General features: G+C 61.5%; 14 protein-coding genes. 11 read left to right on the plus strand and 3 right to left on the minus strand.

Translation table 11 applies throughout. The features are described 5' to 3' along the window. Window positions 1-50 precede the first annotated feature (50 nt). Entirely contained in the window at window positions 51-716 is a 666-nt protein-coding gene (locus JTP94_RS02055; RefSeq protein ID WP_204848891.1) for a TetR/AcrR family transcriptional regulator, read from the plus strand. 187 nt (window positions 717-903) lie between these two features. Here JTP94_RS02055 and JTP94_RS02060 read toward each other — a convergent pair whose 3' ends face one another. Beyond that, window positions 904-1464 carry a dual specificity protein phosphatase family protein gene (locus tag JTP94_RS02060; RefSeq protein WP_204848892.1) on the minus strand — a complete coding sequence of 187 codons (561 nt, stop codon included), beginning with the start codon at window positions 1462-1464 and terminating at the stop codon, window positions 904-906. 614 nt (window positions 1465-2078) lie between these two features. Here JTP94_RS02060 and JTP94_RS02065 point away from each other — a divergent pair. From JTP94_RS02065 to JTP94_RS02105, 9 genes are all read left to right on the plus strand, one after another. Then, window positions 2079-2585: a (2Fe-2S)-binding protein gene (locus JTP94_RS02065; protein WP_204848893.1), complete on the plus strand. Its 507-nt coding sequence runs from the start codon at window positions 2079-2081 to the stop codon at window positions 2583-2585. Next, window positions 2582-6139, plus strand: coding sequence for a molybdopterin cofactor-binding domain-containing protein (locus tag JTP94_RS02070; RefSeq protein WP_204848894.1), 3558 nt, complete (start codon window positions 2582-2584; stop codon window positions 6137-6139). Before JTP94_RS02065 ends, JTP94_RS02070 begins: the two co-directional genes overlap by 4 nt. Before the next feature lie 38 nt (window positions 6140-6177). After that, the gene (locus JTP94_RS02075) at window positions 6178-8844 is read left to right on the plus strand and encodes a carbohydrate-binding protein (RefSeq protein WP_204848895.1); all 2667 of its coding nucleotides are present in this window, start codon (window positions 6178-6180) and stop codon (window positions 8842-8844) included. A gap of 5 nt (window positions 8845-8849) precedes the next feature. After that, the gene (locus JTP94_RS02080; RefSeq protein WP_204848896.1) at window positions 8850-11084 is read left to right on the plus strand and encodes an MGH1-like glycoside hydrolase domain-containing protein; all 2235 of its coding nucleotides are present in this window, start codon (window positions 8850-8852) and stop codon (window positions 11082-11084) included. A gap of 324 nt (window positions 11085-11408) precedes the next feature. After that, on the plus strand, window positions 11409-12482 hold the full coding sequence (locus JTP94_RS02085) for a PotD/PotF family extracellular solute-binding protein (protein WP_204848897.1): 1074 nt from the start codon (window positions 11409-11411) through the stop codon (window positions 12480-12482). Next, window positions 12472-13392 (plus strand): ABC transporter permease, encoded by a 921-nt coding sequence (locus tag JTP94_RS02090; RefSeq protein WP_204848898.1) that lies wholly within the window; start codon window positions 12472-12474, stop codon window positions 13390-13392. The genes JTP94_RS02085 and JTP94_RS02090 overlap by 11 nt, the downstream gene beginning before the upstream one ends. Continuing rightward, window positions 13389-14168 carry an ABC transporter permease gene (locus JTP94_RS02095; RefSeq protein WP_204848899.1) on the plus strand — a complete coding sequence of 260 codons (780 nt, stop codon included), beginning with the start codon at window positions 13389-13391 and terminating at the stop codon, window positions 14166-14168. Before JTP94_RS02090 ends, JTP94_RS02095 begins: the two co-directional genes overlap by 4 nt. Continuing rightward, window positions 14155-15216 (plus strand): ABC transporter ATP-binding protein, encoded by a 1062-nt coding sequence (locus JTP94_RS02100; RefSeq protein ID WP_204848900.1) that lies wholly within the window; start codon window positions 14155-14157, stop codon window positions 15214-15216. Before JTP94_RS02095 ends, JTP94_RS02100 begins: the two co-directional genes overlap by 14 nt. A gap of 2 nt (window positions 15217-15218) precedes the next feature. Then, entirely contained in the window at window positions 15219-15815 is a 597-nt protein-coding gene (locus JTP94_RS02105; RefSeq protein WP_204848901.1) for a cysteine hydrolase family protein, read from the plus strand. Window positions 15816-15865: 50 nt separating this feature from the next. On the opposite strand, the gene JTP94_RS02110 is transcribed toward JTP94_RS02105, so the two are convergent. Together JTP94_RS02110 and JTP94_RS02115 are read right to left on the minus strand one after the other, a co-directional pair. Further along, window positions 15866-16708, minus strand: coding sequence for a ferredoxin--NADP reductase (locus tag JTP94_RS02110; RefSeq protein WP_246754615.1), 843 nt, complete (start codon window positions 16706-16708; stop codon window positions 15866-15868). 140 nt (window positions 16709-16848) lie between these two features. Continuing rightward, window positions 16849-17295 carry a MarR family winged helix-turn-helix transcriptional regulator gene (locus JTP94_RS02115; protein WP_246754616.1) on the minus strand — a complete coding sequence of 149 codons (447 nt, stop codon included), beginning with the start codon at window positions 17293-17295 and terminating at the stop codon, window positions 16849-16851. Between the two features lie 363 nt (window positions 17296-17658). On the opposite strand from JTP94_RS02115, the gene JTP94_RS02120 reads away from it, so the two are divergent. Continuing rightward, entirely contained in the window at window positions 17659-19152 is a 1494-nt protein-coding gene (locus tag JTP94_RS02120) for a 6-hydroxynicotinate reductase (protein ID WP_204848903.1), read from the plus strand. Window positions 19153-19162 lie beyond the last annotated feature (10 nt).

Raw genomic sequence — 19162 nt, forward strand, 5'->3', positions numbered from 1 at the left:
AGTCAATGAGATAGTTTCTTATCAGCATTGGAATGCCTATCGGAGGGGTAATGGCGGAGAGAAAAAAGCTCGGGGTGCGCGCGCAGCGAAAGGCTGCAAGGCCGTTGGAGATCTTGGACGCCGCTTTTGAGGAGTTCGTTGCCCACGGTTATGTGGCAACCCGCGTCGAAGATATCGCTGCTCGGGTCGGAGTGACCAAGGGAACGGTGTATTTCTATTTTGAGACGAAAGAGGTTCTTTTCGAAGCAATGTTCAAGCACATGGCGGTTCCATTTACCGACATAAGAGCTCAACTGAAGACGCTCACCGGCCCCTACGCGGACCGCATCAAGGCTTTCTTCAATTTCTTTTACGAGCGGATCGTCCTCGACCGCAGATCGAGAGAAATGCTGCGCTTCATCATATCAGAAGGGTCGCGGTTTCCGCATGTGGTTGATCGCCATTATGAGGAAACCATCGCGCCAATGTTCGATGCAGCGAGAGAGCTCTTCGAAGAGGGAGTAGCCGCCGGCGAACTGCGGGCTTCTGCTGCTTTGCAAATACCCGAACTCACCCTCAGTCCTGCGATAATGCTAAGCTTTTGGTACATGTTGTTCGCCGATCGAAAGCCTCGCGACGTAAAAGCCTTCATCGACGGACACATTGATCTGCTTCTCAACGGGATGGTGACGAGAGCCGAGTGCACAACAAAAGAGGGTTCACAGGGTGCCTATTAGGCCCGCCCGCCACGAGCACCGAAGATCGGCAAATGGGATAACCACCAACGCTCGGATCAGCGTAAAAATATTCTGGAAACGGGAAACCATGGCCGGTTAGGGAGCTTCATGAATAAACTCATAGCCCCGCCGGAATGAGAAGCGCCATAAAGCTCGCTGCAAATATCTAGCACCAAACAACCTGATCCTAGCTTTTCAGTCCAAAGCTTTTTTCAAGCTGTTCCCAGCTTTTGTCCATCGCATAGGTGGACGAAAGATAGGGGATCCCGAAGTGACCATAGAGGATCGACAGTTGCCCTTCCGCCTTTTTCTCGTCAACACCCGCGATTTGCCGAAGATAAATGGCCGACACGAGGCCGGTGGGGTCGGCACCGGTTTCACAATGAACAAGGATGGGCTTCGGTGAATCGCGTAGAATTGCGATGAGCTGGCTGGCCTGCGCTGGCGTTACTTCCTTAGACGGTGGCAACGCAAAATCAATATGGGAGATACCGGCATGCTGTGAGGCACCAATCTCGTCCTTATACCAAAAGGCGTCGCTCTTGCCTCTAAGGTTGATGATGGTCCGGATACCATAGTGCTTCACATAGTCGTCAATATCGGCCTGGGAAGGCTGGGCGGAACGATAGAGCTGACCCGGCACCACCTCGTCGAAATTATCCGTCAGCTGGATCGCACTCAGATGCGAGCCGAGGAGCACCATCGAGATACCGACGATCCAAACAGACATCCTTAGTAGTTTGATCATGGGCCTATTCTCGTTTCTGCGGGAAATCCAAGATGACGCCGCCCGATGCTCAGGCGAACCAATGCCGCTACTCCTTTTTGATCCCCGCAGCTTGTATCGGCTCCTACCGGCGAAAGATGCGGGACATCGAACGTTCCCAAGCTTCGCAGAATATTATGTCCCCAAGGCGGTAATATTCTTACATTTTCGTAAGCAAAGCTTGGAGCTCAAGTGCTATCGTTGCCAGTGGTGTCCGCGTGGGAATGGCGACTGCGTCGTCGGGACCAAGCGTGACGATGCTTCGAATCGGACGCCCGCGGCCAGCTTTGCTGGCCGGGCCGGCTTTCACAAGCTGATCGGCCGCTCCGCCGCGCCAAAAATAACACGACATCACCGTCCTATAGTTTTCAAGCTTTGCCCATTGACAGACGGCCACCCCACAGCAATCATTCGTATACAAACGAAGGGCGGCCAAGACCCTTGGGAACAGAGCCTATGACAATCCTGACAAAGCGCGGCTGCGACCGCCCGATTTCGCGTGGCGTCTTGCCATCCGCTGCAACTGGCGGGATTGCTCCGGGACGGCAGGGAACGGCGAGCCCTTCCATTGCTTTCACGTCAGGAAGGGAGCTGCGGTGAAGACCCGTCCGATCGCTCTTAGTGTCAATGGGCACTGCCACACGCTCGACCTGCCTCCCGAAACGCCTCTCCTCTATATCCTGCGCAACGATCTCGGTCTCAACGGGCCGAAATACGGATGCGGCCTCGGCGAATGCGGCGCCTGCGCGGTGCTGATCGGCAAGCGCGCCGTGCGGGCCTGCACGATATCAGTCGCCGCCGCCGAGGGACGCGCCATCGTCACCCTCGAGGGTCTCGGCACAAAGGACAAGCTGCATCCGGTGCAACAGGCCTTCATCGAGCAACAGGCCGCGCAATGCGGCTATTGCCTGAACGGCATGATCATCGCGACCACGGCCCTGCTTCTCCGCGACGCGCAGCCGGACGAGACCGCCATACGCGCAGCCCTCAGCCGTCATCTCTGTCGCTGCGGCACGCATATCGAGATCCTCGCAGCCGCCCGGCGTGCCCGCGAACTGATGGCCGCCCTCCCCTCCCCGGTGATCGCGGAGGACGCGCCATGACCGCGCCGCAAGAAACGCCCCGCACCCGCTATCTCGAAGCTGAGGAAATCCTGCTGGTGGTCAAGCCGGGCGGCGCGCTCCAGCCCGACATTTTCCTTGCCCTTCATCCCGATGGGACCGCCAGCGCCTTCAATGGCCATGTCGATCTTGGCACCGGCATCCGGACGGCTCTGGCGCAGATCGTCGCCGAAGAGCTCGATCTGCCTTTCGAGCGGGTTCGGATGGTGCTCGGCAGCACGACGGCGGCACCCGATCAGGGTGCGACGATCGCCAGCGAAACGATCCAGGTGACGGCGATACCGCTGCGCCAGGCTGCGGCAACCGCGCGGCAATGGCTCCTCGAACAAGCTGCCCTTCGATATGGCGTAGCACCGCAGACACTCTCGGTCGAAGAAGGCATCATTCACCCCGAAGCACCGGCCAATTGGTCGATCACCTTCGGCGAGCTGATCGCCGGGCGCCATGAGCGGATCGCCATCGACGTCACCGCGCCGCTAAAGCCGGTGGAGAACTACCGGATCGTCGGCAAGCCCCAGCCGCGCAACGACATCGCCGCCAAGGCGACGGGGCAATGGACCTATGTCCATGATGTCCGCGTGCCGGACATGCTGCATGGCCGCGTCGTCCGCCCGCCCTATGTCGGCTTCGACCATGGCCCGCATGTCGGCCATAGCCTAATCTCCGTCAACGAGGCCTCGATCTCAGATATTCCCGGCTTGGTCGGCGTCGTGGCGATCGGCGACTTCGTCGGCGTTGTCGCCACGCGCGAGGAAAACGCTGCCGAGGCCGCGCGCCGGCTTGAGGTCGTATGGCGCGATCCGCCACTTCTGCCCGACCTCAACAATCCGGAGCAGGCGCTGCGCGACAATCCGGCGAAGAAGCGCATTCTAGCCGATCAGGGCGATGTCGAGCGCGCACTCGAAGGCGCGTCGCCGCGTTTTGATCGCAGCTATGTGTGGCCCTATCAGATGCACGGTTCCATTGGCCCATCCTGCGCCGTCGCCGATTGGCGCCCGGAGCGATTGGTCGTCTGGTCCGGAACACAAAATCCCTATCCGATGCGCCGTGATCTGGCGCTTCTCCTCGACATGCCGGAAGAAGCTGTTCTCGTCGAGCGGCTGGAGGCCGCCGGCTGCTACGGGCGCAATTGTTCCGACGACGTCACAGCCGATGCCGCCCTTTTGTCGCGCGCAGTCGGCCGACCGGTACGCGTGCAGCTCACCCGCGAACAGGAGCACGGCTGGGAACCGAAGGGCGCCGCGCAGGTGATCGATGTGCGCGGCGGGCTCGATCTCGAAGGCGGGCCGGCGGCCTATGATTTCGAGACGCGCTATCCGTCGAACCTGTCGCCGACGCTTGCCCTGATCTTGACCGGCAAAACCTCGAACATCACGGCAACATCGGATATGGGCGACCGCACGGCGATCCCGCCCTATGCTTTCAGCAATATGCGCATCGCCGTGCACGACATGCCACCGATCGCGCGGGCGTCGTGGTTTCGTGGCGTCTCGGCCATGCCGAACAGCTTCGCGCATGAAAGCTATATCGACGAACTCGCCTTCGCGGCCAAGGTCGATCCAATCGAATACCGGCTGCGCTACCTGAAGGATCCAAGAGCGGTCGATCTGGTCCATGCGGTGAGCGAGCGCGCCGGCTGGACGCCGCGCACGGAGCCGGGAACGATGGGCGGCGAGGGCGACCTGCTCTATGGCCGGGGCTTCGCTTACGCGCTCTATGTCCACGGCAAGTTTCCGGGAACACCGGCTGCCTGGTCGGCCTGGGTCGCCGATGTCGCCGTCAACCGCAAGACCGGCGAAATCGCGGTCACGCGCGTGACGGTCGGCCAGGATTCCGGCATGATGATCAATCCGGATGGCGTGCGTCACCAGATCCACGGCAATGTCATCCAGTCCACCAGCCGCGTGTTGAAGGAGAAGGTGGATTTCTCCAGCACCGCGGTCGAGAGCGCCGAGTGGGGCGGCTATCCGATCATCACCTTCCCGGAAGTGCCCGAGATCGACGTGCTAATGCTTTTGCGGCAGGACGAAGAGCCGCGTGGCGCCGGTGAATCCGCTTCGGTCCCATCGGCTGCAGCCATCGTCAACGCCGTCTTCGACGCCACCGGTATCCGGTTCCGCGAACTGCCGCTGACACCGGAACGCGTACTCGCAGCCCTTGGCGAAACACATCCGGCACTCGCTCCGCCGACACCGGTCAAGAAACCATGGTGGCGGCGCGGATCAACGCTCGCGGGCGCAGGCGGCATCGTCGCAGGCGTGCTTGCCGGCGGCATTCTCGCCGCCTCGCCCTGGCGCGGGGCCTATCCGGAGATCACGCGACCGGACCCCGGCACCTACAGCGCCGCCACGATCGAACGCGGACGGCTGGCGGCGGCGGTCGGTGCCTGCAATGTCTGTCACACCGGACCGGACGGAACACCCTTTGCCGGCGGCCGCGCCTTCGACACGCCGTTCGGCGTGGTCCATGCCACGAATATCACGCCCGACGCCGAAAGCGGCATCGGCGCCTGGTCCTATCCAGCCTTCGAACGGGCGATGCGACAGGGCGTGCGCCGTGATGGAAAACATCTATACCCCGTCCATCCCTATCCGTCCTTTGCCGGTGCCACCGATGCCGATCTTCAGGCGCTCTATGCCTTCCTGATGACGCAGGCGCCTTCTGCCACAAAGACCGCGGACAACGCCTTGCGCTTTCCCTTCAACATCCGGCCATTGCTGGCCGGCTGGAACATGCTTTTTACGGGCGGAAAGACGGTACCGACGGACGCAACGAAAAGTGAAGCCTGGAACCGCGGCGCCTATCTCGTCGAAACCCTCGGCCATTGCGGCGCCTGCCATACACCGCGCAACGCGCTCGGCGCCGAAAAGAAGGGCGAGTTCCATCTTGCGGGCGGTGTCGCGGAGGGCTGGGATGCACCGGCGCTGAACGGTGCCGGTCTTGCCCCCGTCGGCTGGAGCCAAACCGCTCTCTACGATTATCTGCGCACCGGTACCGCCAAGGGCCATGGCAGCGCCGGCGGGCCGATGGGCGCGGTCGTCAAGGCGCTTGCTCCCCTTCCCGACAGCGATATCCAGGCCATGGCGACGTATCTGGCAAGTTTCTCCGGCCAAACCGAAGAGGGTGCTGTGGCGCAACAGACGACCGCGCTCGCTGCCACAAAGACGGCCGAGGCGATGGCGGCACGGATCGCGCCGGTGGGAGCAAGGCTGTTCGAGGGTGCCTGTTCAGCCTGTCACACCGAGACCTCACCGCTCGGATCGCTCACCTTCAATAGCAACCTGCACGCTGACCGTCCCGACAATGTCCTGCTGACGATGATGCACGGGGTGGAAGCTCCGGCGCTGCTTGCCCAGAAGGCAGGTGCCGATGCCGCCGAGATCATGTCGATGCCAGCTTATGGCGAAAGCCTGAGTGATCGCCAGCTGACCGACCTTGCCACCTATCTCCGCGCCCGCTTCGCCCCCGATAGGCCTGCCTGGCAGGATCTTGGTGCCGCCATCGAACGCGCTCGCGCCGCCCAGCCGATGGATTGAGGTGGGAGTGAATGCGCATGATGGAGGAGGCCGGAAAAATGGAAAGGACTGAGCAGGCAGCGCCGGACTGGTTTGCAGCTCCGCAATCCCGTTTCCGTCCAGCCGCCTACTGGTTCTGGCATAGCCTGCCGACTCCAGACGAGATGCGGGCGCAACTGACGGACTTTCGCGACAAGGGTTACGGCACGATCCTCATCCAGGCGCGCCTTGCGCTGCCGCGCTCGGTCTACCTCTCGCCTGCCTTTCTGCGGGCCTATGCGCAGGCAGTCGCGATTATGGGCGACCTCGGCCTCACCGCCGGTCTCTACGATGACTACAACTGGACCAGCGGCCAGGCCGGCGGACGCACGGTCGAGGGCGCGAACCACTTGCGCGAACGGCATCTCTTTTGGGCAACCGTGGAGACGCCCGCGGGCGAAATCGACGGGATCAAAGCGCCATTTGCGGCCGCGCTAGGCCCGGATATTGCCGATTGGCTATATGACGGCGGTGTACCGCGCTTCGGCGATTGGCAATACGTCGCCGCCTTGCTGCATCCCGTCGATGCTCCGTCTCCGGACCTGATCCTAGACGTGACCGATCGGGTTCGCATTGTGGGGACAGACGAGGGCTGCCGTTTCTCTTACGATGGCCAAATTCCGAAGGGATGGAGGCTGACGGTGTTCGCCTCGGCGCTCTGCCTAACCTCTCGCCTCATCAACTATCTTCTGCCGGAAGCCGGCCAACGGTTCGTGGACGTCGGCCTCCAACCCTATGCGGATGCGCTCGGCAGGCTGATGCCGAAGCCGCTTGAATTCCTGTTCTTCGACCAGCCGGGTCCCGGCTTCTATCGCTGGCGCCAGCATACCGGCAACCTTGGCAACAGCCCGCTCTATGCGCCGCTGCTGGCAGCCGCGGTCGAGACGGCAAGCGGAACCGCGTTCGGCACTGTGTTGCTGTCGTTGGTGATGGACCTGGGTCCGTCGACCGCACGGCTGCGCTGCCTCTTCTATGAGACCTATACCCGGCTAATGTATGATGGCTTTTTCCAGCCGCTGAAGGCGTTTGCGGAAAGGCATGGCCTGTCCTTGACCGGACATGAGATCCTGCCGCATGTCGGCGGCTTCGCGCTCAATGGCGGCTTCTCGTCGATCGACCCACGGGTCGCCCCTGCTGTCGACTTTTTCGGCCTCGACGCATTGCGTGACGAGACTGCCGTCGATGCCAATAATTTCGCGGCACAACTCGCACCGAAGCTCGGCGATTCCGTTGCCCGCGCCCACGGACGTTCGCGCACGATTGTCGAACTCTACGCGACCGCCACCCGCACCGAGCGGCGCGGCGCCGGGCAATGGGAGCTGACGCCGGCAACGCTGCGCGCGCAATCGATACGGCTGCATCTGCTTGGCGCCCGCCAGGTGCTGATGCACGCGCTCTACCAGACCGACGGGCACGATGATGACGATAGGCTGTTCATCAATCCGCGATTCGACTTCGCGCCCGGCCTGAATTTCGAACCCTGGTGGCCGCATCATGCCGCCATTGCCGACGAGACCGCACGGCTCTCGGCTTTCCTCGAAGATACGACACCGCTTGCGCCCATCGCGCTCTTCTATCCGCTCCACACGGCATGGGCGGAAGGACCGCGCCACGCACACGCCCGACATTTCGGTAGATGGTGCGAGGCTCTTGCCGAAAACGGCTGCGACTACATGGTGATCGATGAAGAAAGCCTGGCAAATGCCGAGATCCGTGATGGGCAGCTGCATGTCAACGGTCTCCGTTTTGCAGCCCTCGTCCTGCCAGCCGTCAGAGTTCTCGGGAGCGTTCGGACAACCAGCATACTCGGTGAGTTTGTTGCCGCGGGTGGAGAGTTGTGGACCTCGGGCGAGGTGCCGGAATGTGCATGCGACGGAAGCTTGTCAATTAGCTCGACAGCCCATCTCGACGCCGAACCGGATGCGCAGATGGTCACCCAACTGCTGAGCCGGTTGCCGGCGCAAGGTCCGACAATATCTTTCTCCGGCAAAATAGGCCGTCACATCGCCCGTGATCGCGAGGATTTCTGGCGCGTGGTGCTCTTCAATGAGGGAAACGACGCGGACCACCTGCTGATATCGCTTGGCACTGGCGTGGAATACGACATCTGGGACGCGGCACAGGGAACGCGCACGCCGATCGCAACGGCAGCATCCCTGGATATAACCCTCGAGCCGCAGCAGCTTGCTTGTCTTCGCCTGCGCGAAAGTCCGGCAGCATCCGGAGCAATCGCGCCCCTGTTCAAACAGCCGAAGCCATTGCGTGCGGTGGCTCTCGAGCGCGGCTGGACATTCAGGACACCGGAAGGCGGCGATGCTCTCGCGATCAATGTCGATGAAGGCTGGCAGGTGCAGGGCTTTGCGGATTTCTCCGGCACAGGCCGCTATCACCTTACATTCGATCTCGCCGCCGCCGCCGATATTATCCTGGATCTCCCCTCGGTGGCGACGGCCGTCACGGTTCGGATCGACGGGCGTGATGCCGGCATGCGCTGCTTTCCGCCCTTTCGGATCGCTCTCGGTCACCTCTCCGCAGGCCTACATGATCTTGAGCTTGCAGTCAGCAACACGGCCGCCAATCGCTATTATGCCGGAACGCCCTATGCCGGCTCAGCCTGGCCCGACGAAAGCGGCTTGACGGCAGCGCCGCGGCTGCTTTTCTACGCCCCGGTCAGTGTGAAGGAATGAATGCAATGCCCGGCCACGTCACGATCCCACTTGCCCGCGCCTGGAATAGCTGGTCGTCCCGCCCGGCGGAATTGACGTTCCTGCCGCTTGGCCTGCGCATTACGCCGGTGCTCTATTCGACGCGCGCGCGACGGGCGAGCGCCATTGAGCCGCGCCACGATCCCGTCCGTTTCGGCCGCCACACGATCGACAATAGTCTGATCGAGCTCGAAACGGAGCTTGGCGGAACGTCGATACGGTTTCAGGCGAGTGCGTCGGATCCTTTCGCCATCCAGGGACAATGGGAAGCGCCTCAGCTCGGTGAGTGGGGGACGCGGTTCTGGCTAACGCTGGCCGTATCATCCGATGGCGGGGAAGTGGTTCGCTACGACGCGGAAAAGGGCGCCGCCATCGTCAAGATCGATCGCCGCTTCGCGGCCATCGTCACCCGCGCACCGGCGATCCAGGTGAGCGGTCATGACAGCATCGATGCCCTGCGCGCCGACTTCGAGACCAACGGTTATTTCTATACCGCGACCCGCAGCGACAGCGCACCGGTACTCGGTCTTCGCTTCAACATGGAAATGATGCGCGAAGGCGCCTACGCCGCTGCGATCGCCGACAGCGAGGAGCTGGCGATATTGAACGCGCGCGCCTGCCTCGAAGCAGCCTCCCGGCCGGCGCCTTCTCCGCATGACGGACAATTTGCCGGCGCGCTCGATGCGGTACGCGATGTCGTCGGCTGGAACACGATCTGGGACAAGGTCAACCACCGCCCCTACACCGCCGTCACCCGCATCTGGAACCTCGGCGAGTTCGCCGTTTGGTACAATGATCAGACATTCGCCGCCCTGCTGGCTGGTGTCGTCGACACCGATCTCGCCCGCGAGAACATGGCGACGGCGCTTGCCGGTGCCACACCGCAAGGCAACATCGCCTGCATCGTCACCTCGAACGACGCCTGGGTCGACCGCAGCCAGCCGCCGCATGGCAGCCTTGTTGCTTGGCTGCTGTATCTGAGAAATGGCGAACGCTCGATGATCGAGGCGAGCTACGAGGCGCTCGCGAGAAACCAGCGCTGGTGGCGAAGCCATCGCGATCCCGATGGTTTCGGACTTATCTCCTGTGGCACCAGCGATGTCGGCGAAGGGCTCTACAAGGGGACGATCTTCGGCGCCCGCAACGAGACCGGAATGGACAATTCCGCGACGCATGACGAGGCCGTCTATGATCCCGTCACCCGAACCCTCTCGACCTATGATCTCGGATTGAACTGCGCACTGGCGCTCGACGCGGAAATGTTGTCCCACATGGCCGCCCTTCTCGGCCGCGCCGAAGAGGCCGATGAGTTCGCGACACTCGCAGACCGGAGCCGGCAATTGATCCGCGAGCATCTCTGGGATGCCGATCGCGGCATCTTCGCCAATCGACAGCGCAAGGGTGGCTTCGTCCGCTCGCTGTCGCCGACGAGTTTCTATCCCCTGATGTGCGGCGCGGCGAGCGCTGAACAGGCCTCCCGCCTCCTGGCACATCTTGCCGATCCCGCGACCTTCGGCGGCGCCTTCGTGCTGCCGAATGCCACGCGCGACGACCCGGCCTTTGCCGAAAATGTCTATTGGCGCGGCCGCATCTGGCCGAATGTCAACTTCATGGTATGGCTCGGGCTCAAGCGTTATCGCTTCGATGCCGAGGCCAGCCATCTGGCGAAGCAAAGCTACGATCTCTTCATGCAATCCTGGCGGGACCGGCGCATCGCCGCCGAGAACTACAATGCCACGACCGGCGAGGCGATGGATCAGGGCGATACCGATCCGTTCTACATCTGGGCGGCGCTGCTTCCCTTGATGGCGGTCGAGGAGCTCTGCGGCTTCGACCCGTGGAACGGCTGGAGCCTTTGCAACAACGGCACTGACGCAAGTTTTGGTCCGCTGTTGTCACCCGCAGGACGTATCCATGTCAGCGCGGAAAACGGAACGCTGACGGTGATGCGCGATGGTGTCCCGTTCCTGTCGACAAATATTCTTGGGCGGTTCACCCATCTCGTCGTTGGGGATGGCTACATTTCCTGCCGCATCGAAAGCACATCGCAGAGCGTGGCGGAACTGCATCTCGCCGGGATCGGTGCAGGCGAGGTCGTGGCGGTGAAACTTGGCGAGATGGATGCCCAATGGCGCGCAGCCGACACCGGTATTGTAGTCACTCTTCCCGCAGCGGACAAAGCCCGGGAATTTCACCTATGGCATCGCCGACAAGTAAAATGAAGCCTAGATCACGCCAACTCGCAGCCTGTGCTTGACAAGGCAATATCTCCGCATTAATCGTTTGTATACAAACAAAAAAGAATAGGGAACGACCGAAGAACTTATTTCGCGCCAGATGCGAAAACCTTGGAATTGGCGATCAATTCCGGGATGTATTCTTTTGTTCAAGAAACTATACGGAAATCAGCCGCGTTCCGAGAAAGCCGGCGATTTCCACTTCACTGATGCATATCCGTTTCGATATCCGCTAGGACTGCGAGCAAGACGAAGCCTTCACAAACATCGGCAAATGGACCAAAAGTCAGAAAAAAGGGGAACATCAGGATGAACACCACACGACGTCAAACTCTGGGCCTGATCGGCACCGGCGCTCTCGCCGCTGCTACATCGTCCCTGTTACCGCGCCAGGCGCGCGCCGCCACCAAGATCACCGTTCTCAATTGGCAGGGCTACGGCACCGACGAAGCCTGGGCTCTCAAAGCCTTCACCGAAAAGACCGGCATCGAGGTCGTTCACGACTATTTCAGCTCCGAGCCGGAAATGCTGACGAAGCTCAGGACCAACCCGGGCGTCTACGACGTGGTGCTGATCAATAGCGCCCGTTCGCAGCAAGCTGCGAGCGAAGGTCTCATCTCTCCCATCGATTTCTCCAAGGTGCCGAATGCATCGGGCCTGTCGCCGGAGCTGAAGAACCATGCCAACCTGCAGCTTGACGGCAAGACCAACGGCGTCTCCTGGGTCTGGGGCATCACCTCGCTTGCCATCACCGAGGGGTCGCCCAAGCCGGACAGCTATGCAGCGCTTGGCGACCCCGCCCATAAAGGCCGCGTCGCCCTGTTCGACGATGCCGTCACCGGCGTTGCGATCGGCGCGCTGTTGTCCGGCCAGGACATGAACAATCCGAAGGACCTCGCCGTCGTCACCGAGAAGCTGAAGGCATTCAAGCCGAACATCAAGCTGCTCTGGTCGAGCGAAGACGAATGGAACAAGGCATTCGCTGCCAAGGAATTCGACCTTTCGATCTTCTGGTCGGGTGCTGCCGTCCGCTCCAAGCGCAACAGCAAGCTGCCGGTCGAATTCGTGGTTCCGAAGGAAGGCGGCATCGGCTGGCTGGATAGCCTGTCGGTTCCGGCGACGAGCACCAATCCGGATGCGGGCCTTGCCTTCATCAACTATATGATCGACCCTGACTTCTATTTCCAATGGGCAACCAAGGTCGGCGCGCCGGCTTCGGCCAATGCCGCCGCCATGGAAAAACTGCCGGCCGACGATCTCAACCGGTTGATCCACAAGCCGGAATATCTGAAGACGATGACGATCCAGTCGGCCCTGCCCGACGATCGCCGCGAAGCCTTCAATAACCTCTGGCAGGAAGTGAAAGCCTTCTATGCAGCCTGAGGCAGTTTCTGCATCGGCCGCGCGCGGGCTGGAAGGTCCGCGCGCCCGGCCGGGCATACCCGGTTGGCTCGCGACGCTCGTGCTGCTGCTGCCCACCTACGGATGGCTCTTCATCGCGGTTCTCCTGCCGCTTTGCACGATGTTCGTGTTCAGCTTCATGAATGCGACACCGATGGGCAAGGCCCCGATCGTCTTCACGCTCAGGCAATACCAGGTCTTCTCCACGCAGCCCTATCTTCTGGGCATCGCCTGGACATCGCTGTTGATGGGTTTCTGGACGACTTTTGCCTGCGCTGTCCTCGGTTTCTTCGCGGCGCTGGCGCTCGCGCGCGCCACGATCGGCCGGACGCGCGAAACCTTGCTGATCCTGATCCTGCTGCCGTTCTGGACGAATGGTCTCGTGCGCATCTTCTCCTGGACGATGGTGCTGCGCGAAGGCGGCTTTCTCGACGATGTGCTGCACTGGGTCTGGCCGGGAGCCGGTTCGATCGGCTTTCTCTACACCAGACCGGCCATCGTGGTCGGCCTCGTGCACGGTTATCTGCCCTACATGATCCTGACCTGCTATATTGCACTGGTCACGATCGACGATGCGATCATCGAGGCCGCCGCAAGCCTCGGCGCCCGCTGGTGGACGATTCTCTTCCGCATCCTCATACCGATGGCGGCACCCGGTCTGATCTCCGGCGCCGTGCTGACTTTCGTGCCGGTGCTGGGCTCCTTCATGGAGCCGCGCATTCTCGGCGGCCGCGTCGGCGTTACCATGGGTACGGTCATCGAGGACCAGTTCACCCAAGCCTTCAACTGGCCGCTGGGTGCAGCGTTATCCTTCACGATGCTCGCGGTCGTGCTTGCGATCTTCGCGACGTTTTCGGGCGTGCTTCGGCGCGGCAGCGGGGCTGTCGCATGATCGGTCTTGCGCGCTTCTATCTCTTTGCCATCCTTGTCTTCCTCTATCTGCCGATCGTGGTGATGATGGCGATGGGCTTCAACGAGTCCTCGCTCTATGAGCTGCCGTTTCACTTTTCGACCAAATGGTATGTCGCTCTTGCAAGCAACGACCAGCTGATTTCAGCCGGGATCAACAGCATCGTCATTGCCGTCATCACGGCTGTCGTCTCGACAATCCTCGGAACGATGGCCTCGGTGGCGCTTGCCCGGCGGACATTCAAGGGGAAAACGCTATTGCAACTCATGCTGCTGCCGCCGATCGCCATTCCCTGGCTGATCACCGGAACGGCCATGCTCGTCTTCTTCTTCTGGACCGGCATCGGGCGCGGCATGCACGCACTGCTGATCGGCCATGTGGCGCTTGCCATTCCTTACGTGGTTCTCGTCGTCGGAACCGGCTTCCAAACGATCCGCGCCGATCTCGAAGAGGCGGCCATGAGCCTGGGTTCGACACCGATCCATGCCTTCTTTTCGGTGACGCTCCCACTTCTTGCCCCGAGCATCCTTGGCGCGGCACTCTTTGCCTTCGCCGTTTCGCTCGACCAGTTCGTCATTTCCTATTTCCTCGCAACACCCGGCTTCACCACCTTGCCGGTGCAAATCTATTCGGCGATCCGCAAGGGCTTCACGCCAGAGATCAACGCCATCTCGACGATCCTCTTGATCGGTTCGATGGCCGCCATCCTCGTCTTTGCGATCTTTGCCAGGCCCGGAGGCGTCAGTGACAAACGTTGAAGTATCATCGGTCGCCAAGACCTACGGCCGGACACCGGTGCTGGCCGACATCTCGACGGATTTCACGGAAGGATCCTTCACCAGCCTGCTCGGTCCCTCCGGCTCCGGCAAGACGACGCTTTTGCGTATCATCGCCGGGTTCATCACACCCGACAGCGGCAAGGTCGCGATCGGCGGCCAGGACGTGACGACGACACCGGTCTGGGCGCGCAATATCGGCATGGTCTTCCAGTCCTATGCGCTGTTCCCGCATATGACGGTCGCCGAAAACGTCGCCTTCGGCCTGGCGCGGCGCGGTATTCGCGGTGCGGAGGCCAGGCAACAGGTCGATCGCGCCCTGGAAATGGTACGGCTGCCGGGCTTCGGCGATCGCAAGCCGAAGCAGCTCTCTGGCGGGCAGCAGCAACGCGTGGCGCTTGCCCGCGCCATGGTGATCAAGCCGAGCGTCCTCTTGCTGGATGAGCCGCTCTCGGCGCTCGACCGGCGACTGCGGCAGGAGATGCAGGTCGAACTGCTTCGCATCCAGCGCGAGACCGGGCTGACAACGATCTTTGTCACCCATGACCAGGAAGAGGCACTGACGCTCTCCGATAAGGTCGCGATCCTCGATCGCGGCCGTATCGTCCAGATCGGCGCTCCTGCGGAGGTCTATGAGCGCCCGAAAACGCGTTTCGCAGCGCAGTTCCTCGGTGATTCCAACTTTCTGAACGGCACGATTGAAAATGGTGGCGTCAAGCTCGCCGATGGCACACTGGTGCGCTGCCATGGCCCACTTTCGTCCACAGGCAGCAGCGCAACGCTCGCCGTCCGGCCTGAAAAGATGTCGATCCTCCCAGTGGGTACATCGCCTGAAGCGGGTCTCAACGTCTTACAGGCCCGCATAGAGACTGTGATCTATGCCGGCCCGGCACTCACCTATGCGCTCGTAACGCCGGATGGAACCTCGCTGAAACTCTTCGCGCAAAATCGCGATGGCACCGTTCTCGCAAGCGGAACGGACGTGACCCTCGTCTGGTCGCCGGACCACACCATTGCCGTCGAGGACTGAAGATGACGACACCCTCTCTCAACAATTCCCGCCATATCGTCATCGACATGCAGCGGCTTTTTGCCGAAGAAACGGTCTGGCATACGCCGGCGGTAACCGAAATCCTACCGAACGTGCTTGACCTGACACGCGCCTTTGCCGGCCGGACGCTGTTTGCCAAATTCATGGTCCCTGCCGCCCCAAGCCACGCAACGGGGCGGTGGCGGACCTATTACGAGCGCTGGTCGATGCTGACGACGGGAACGATGGATCCGGCGATGCAGGATCTGGTCGCCCCGCTCGCGGCCTTAGCTGAGCCTCGGAACGTGATCGAGAAGACCACCTATTCCGTTTTCGGCGCGCCGGGTTTCCATGGGCGCATGATCGCCGAGGGTGTCGATACGCTAATTTTCAGCGGCGTGGAGACGGATGTCTGCGTTCTGGCGAGCCTGTTCCACGCGATCGATGCCGGCTTTCATGTCATCGTCGCGAGCGATGCGATCGGCAGTTCGGCGCCGCTGTCACATGCGGCAACCATCGAACATATATTGTCGCGCATGCCCGAGCAGGTCGAATTTCGGACCACGGCCGAACTGGTCGCTGCCGCATCCCACGCTTGAATAGGAAAGGCTCGAAACCGCTTCTACGGTTTCGAGCCTGATCGATGCGCTCAGCCGACGAAGGCGCGCTCGATGACGAAGGTGGCCGGGGCATTGTTGGCGCCTTCGATGAGACCGAAGGATTCCAGAACAGCCTTGGTATCCTTCAGCATCGCCGCCGAACCGCAGATCATGCCGCGATCCTCGTCCGGATTGATGCGCGGCAGGCCAGTCTGTTCGAAGAATTCGCCGCTGGTCAAAAGGTCGGTGATCCGGCCCATGCGCGCAAAGGGCTCACGCGTCGTCGTCGTATGCAGACGAAGGCGATCGCCGACGAGTTCGCCGATCAGCGGGTCGTCCTTCAGCGCCTCGACCATCTCCGTGATGTAGGTGAGTTCGTCTACGTCCCGGCAGGTCTGGACGAGAACAATCTCCTCGAATTTCTCGTAGGTCTCCGGATCGCGGATCAGGCTTGCGAAAGGCGCGACGCCGGTGCCGGTCGACAGGAGGTAGAGCCGCTTGCCTGGGATCAGCGCGTCGAGCACCAGCGTGCCGGTCGGCTTCTTGCGCATCAGCACGGTGTCGCCGGGCACGATTTTCTGCAGATGCTCCGTCAGCGGGCCGCCCGGGACCTTGATGGAATAGAATTCGATCTCCTCGTCCCAGAAGGGGCTGGCGATCGAGTAGGCACGGAAAACGGGACGCTCGGCATTCGGCAGGCCGATCATGATGAATTCGCCGGAACGGAAACGGAATTCCGCCGGCCGCGTGATGCGGAACTTGAAGAGCCGGTCGGTGAAATGCCGTACCTCGGTCACCGTCTGGACAAAGACATTGGCGGGCACCGGAAAGGCCGGCGTGGTACCCGTCTGTTGACCGTCGGTGATGACTGCTTCCTCTGCTGACAAGCTCATCCGTCTTCCCTCGTCTTCGTTATTTATTTCATTTGTACACGAATGAATTTTATCGCGCAATCCATTCCTTCCGCCGAGACCGCGAAGTTTCGTCACAATCGAAGACGGAAGGATGGGATCGAGGGCTTAACGGCAGCCGCTCAGCAGATTTTCTGCAGCAGTTCGAGGAACATCATCCGCTCGCCGGAGGTGAGCGGCGCCAATGTCTCCTCGGTCGCCGCGACCGCCGCGCTAACATTCGCGGCGATGACCGTGAGGCCATCTTCGGTCAGCGACAGGACGACCCGGCGCCCATCATTTTGGTCCGGCGCGGTGGCAACGAAACCGCGCTTCACCAGGCGGTCCACGACCCCTTTGATGGTCGCGACATCCATCGCCGTTTCGCGCCCGAGCTGGTTTTGCGAGCAGGGTTGGATTTCCTTGAGCTTCGAAAGCGCCGACCATTGCGTCGTCGTCAGCTTGTCGCCGATGCCATTGGCGAAGATCGCGACATGCCGCTGGTTCGCCTGCCGGAGAAAGAACCCGACCTGCCGATCGACATGGTATTCGGGTGCGGCGGATTGTCTGTCTTCACGCGATTTCTGCATTTGTCCCGCCCCGGATCTGCGCATATGGTTGCGATGTGGATAAGCTGTTCTAGATTCAAAAGATTAGAGCGTCATTGTGCGTTGATGTAAACGCTCGAGGTCGCAAGCGTCTACTTTGAAGACCATATTTGTCAACGCCGTAGCCCGGCCGATAACAGGGCCGGCCGCGGGCGGTGGTAAAGTCCATCCATGCCGATGACAGCATTTTTGCCCGGGCTCCCCGCCCTCGCTTGACAGGACCGAAAGACCGGCTGATACTCATTCGCATACAAATGAAAAATTGGGAACAATGACGGTCAAATATCCGTCCATGGGCTGATGGCAGCACCACCGGACAAGCGGCCGCGTTAAAAGGAGAGTGCCATGGTCAAGCAACGCGTGGAAAGCGTCGCAAACGGCAAGATTCGCTGCGATGCCTGTCCCGTCATGTGCTACATCTCCGATGGCCGGTCCGGCGCCTGCGATCGCTATGCCAATGTCGGCGGCGAGCTGATCCGCGTCGATCCGCTGACGATCATCGAGAACACCATTTCCGAGGGCGGCAATGTCGTGCCGTTCCTGGCCCAGCCGGGCGAGAGCGAATGGGATGGCGACATCGTCCACGCCACCAGAAGCTTCATCACCGCCGTCGGCGCCGGCACGACCTATCCCGATTATAAGCCGGCACCCTTCATCGTGTCGCAGCAGGAAAACGGCGTCGACATGGTGACCGTCGTCACCGAAGGCATCTTCAGCTATTGCGGCGCCAAGGTGAAGATCGACACCGACCGGTTTCTCGGCCCGGAAACGGCAACCGTGCGGGTCGACGGCGAAGCGATCGGCCATGTCACAACAGGCGAATACGGCTCGCAGATGCTGTCGCTCGGCGGCGTGCACCACCTGACCGGCGGTTCGAAGAAGGAAGGCCGCGTTACCTGCGACGCATTGTTGAAACTCTGTAATGGCGAAGCCGTCGACATGCAGGTCGACGGCGGGGTCAGCCTGACCATCAAGGCAGGCGCTGCACCTATTATCAACGATGTCGAGGAAAGCCGCATGCGCGTCGGCTGCGGCTCGGCGACCATCGGCATGTTCGCCAAGCAGTGGATGGGCCATGTCGATGAGGTCGTCGTTGTCGATGACCATATCACCGGCGTGCTCTCCGAACACCAGGCCGGACGCCTGCTCGACGTGCCAGCCACCGGCATTCGCATCAAGGGCCGGCGCTCGACTCCCGGCCGTTATTTCCAGGTGGCCGAGCCCGGCATCGGCTGGGGCGGCACCAACATCTCCGACCCCCTGACGATCCTCGGCGATTTCGATCCCAAAACGGCCTGGCCGGGCATGCGCATGCTGATGGTATCGACCACCGGCGAGCAGTACGGCTATTATATTCTCGACGACAATCTGCGGCCGGAACTGCAGACAATCCTTCCCGCAGCCTTGCAGGAATCGGTCGAGATCATCGCGGAAAATTGCGAGCCGGCCCTCACCTCGGTCCTGTTCATCGGCGGTGCGGGCGGCAGCCTGCGGGCCGGTGTCACCACGAACCCCGTCCGCCTGACGCGCTCCGTCAAGGAAGCGCTGACCCATGTTTCCTGCGGCGGCGTACCAGCCTATGTCTGGCCGGGCGGCGGTATCACCGTCATGGCCGACGTGACGCAAATGCCGAGCAACGCTTTCGGCTACGTGCCGACGCCCGCGCTCGTCGCGCCGATCGAATTCACCATGCGGCTCGATGATTACCGCGCACTCGGCGGCCATATGGACGCCGTCATGCCGATCGAGCAGGCGCTGGAAATGGCCGAGCGTAAAGTCACGCCGATCGGTCAGGGGCCTTGGCCGACTGCAAGCCGAAACTTCCGATGGGGCGCCTGACGGCAAAGGG

This window comes from Martinezella lusitana, from assembly GCF_016901135.1.
Classification (GTDB): Bacteria; Pseudomonadota; Alphaproteobacteria; order Rhizobiales; family Rhizobiaceae; genus Rhizobium; species Rhizobium lusitanum_D.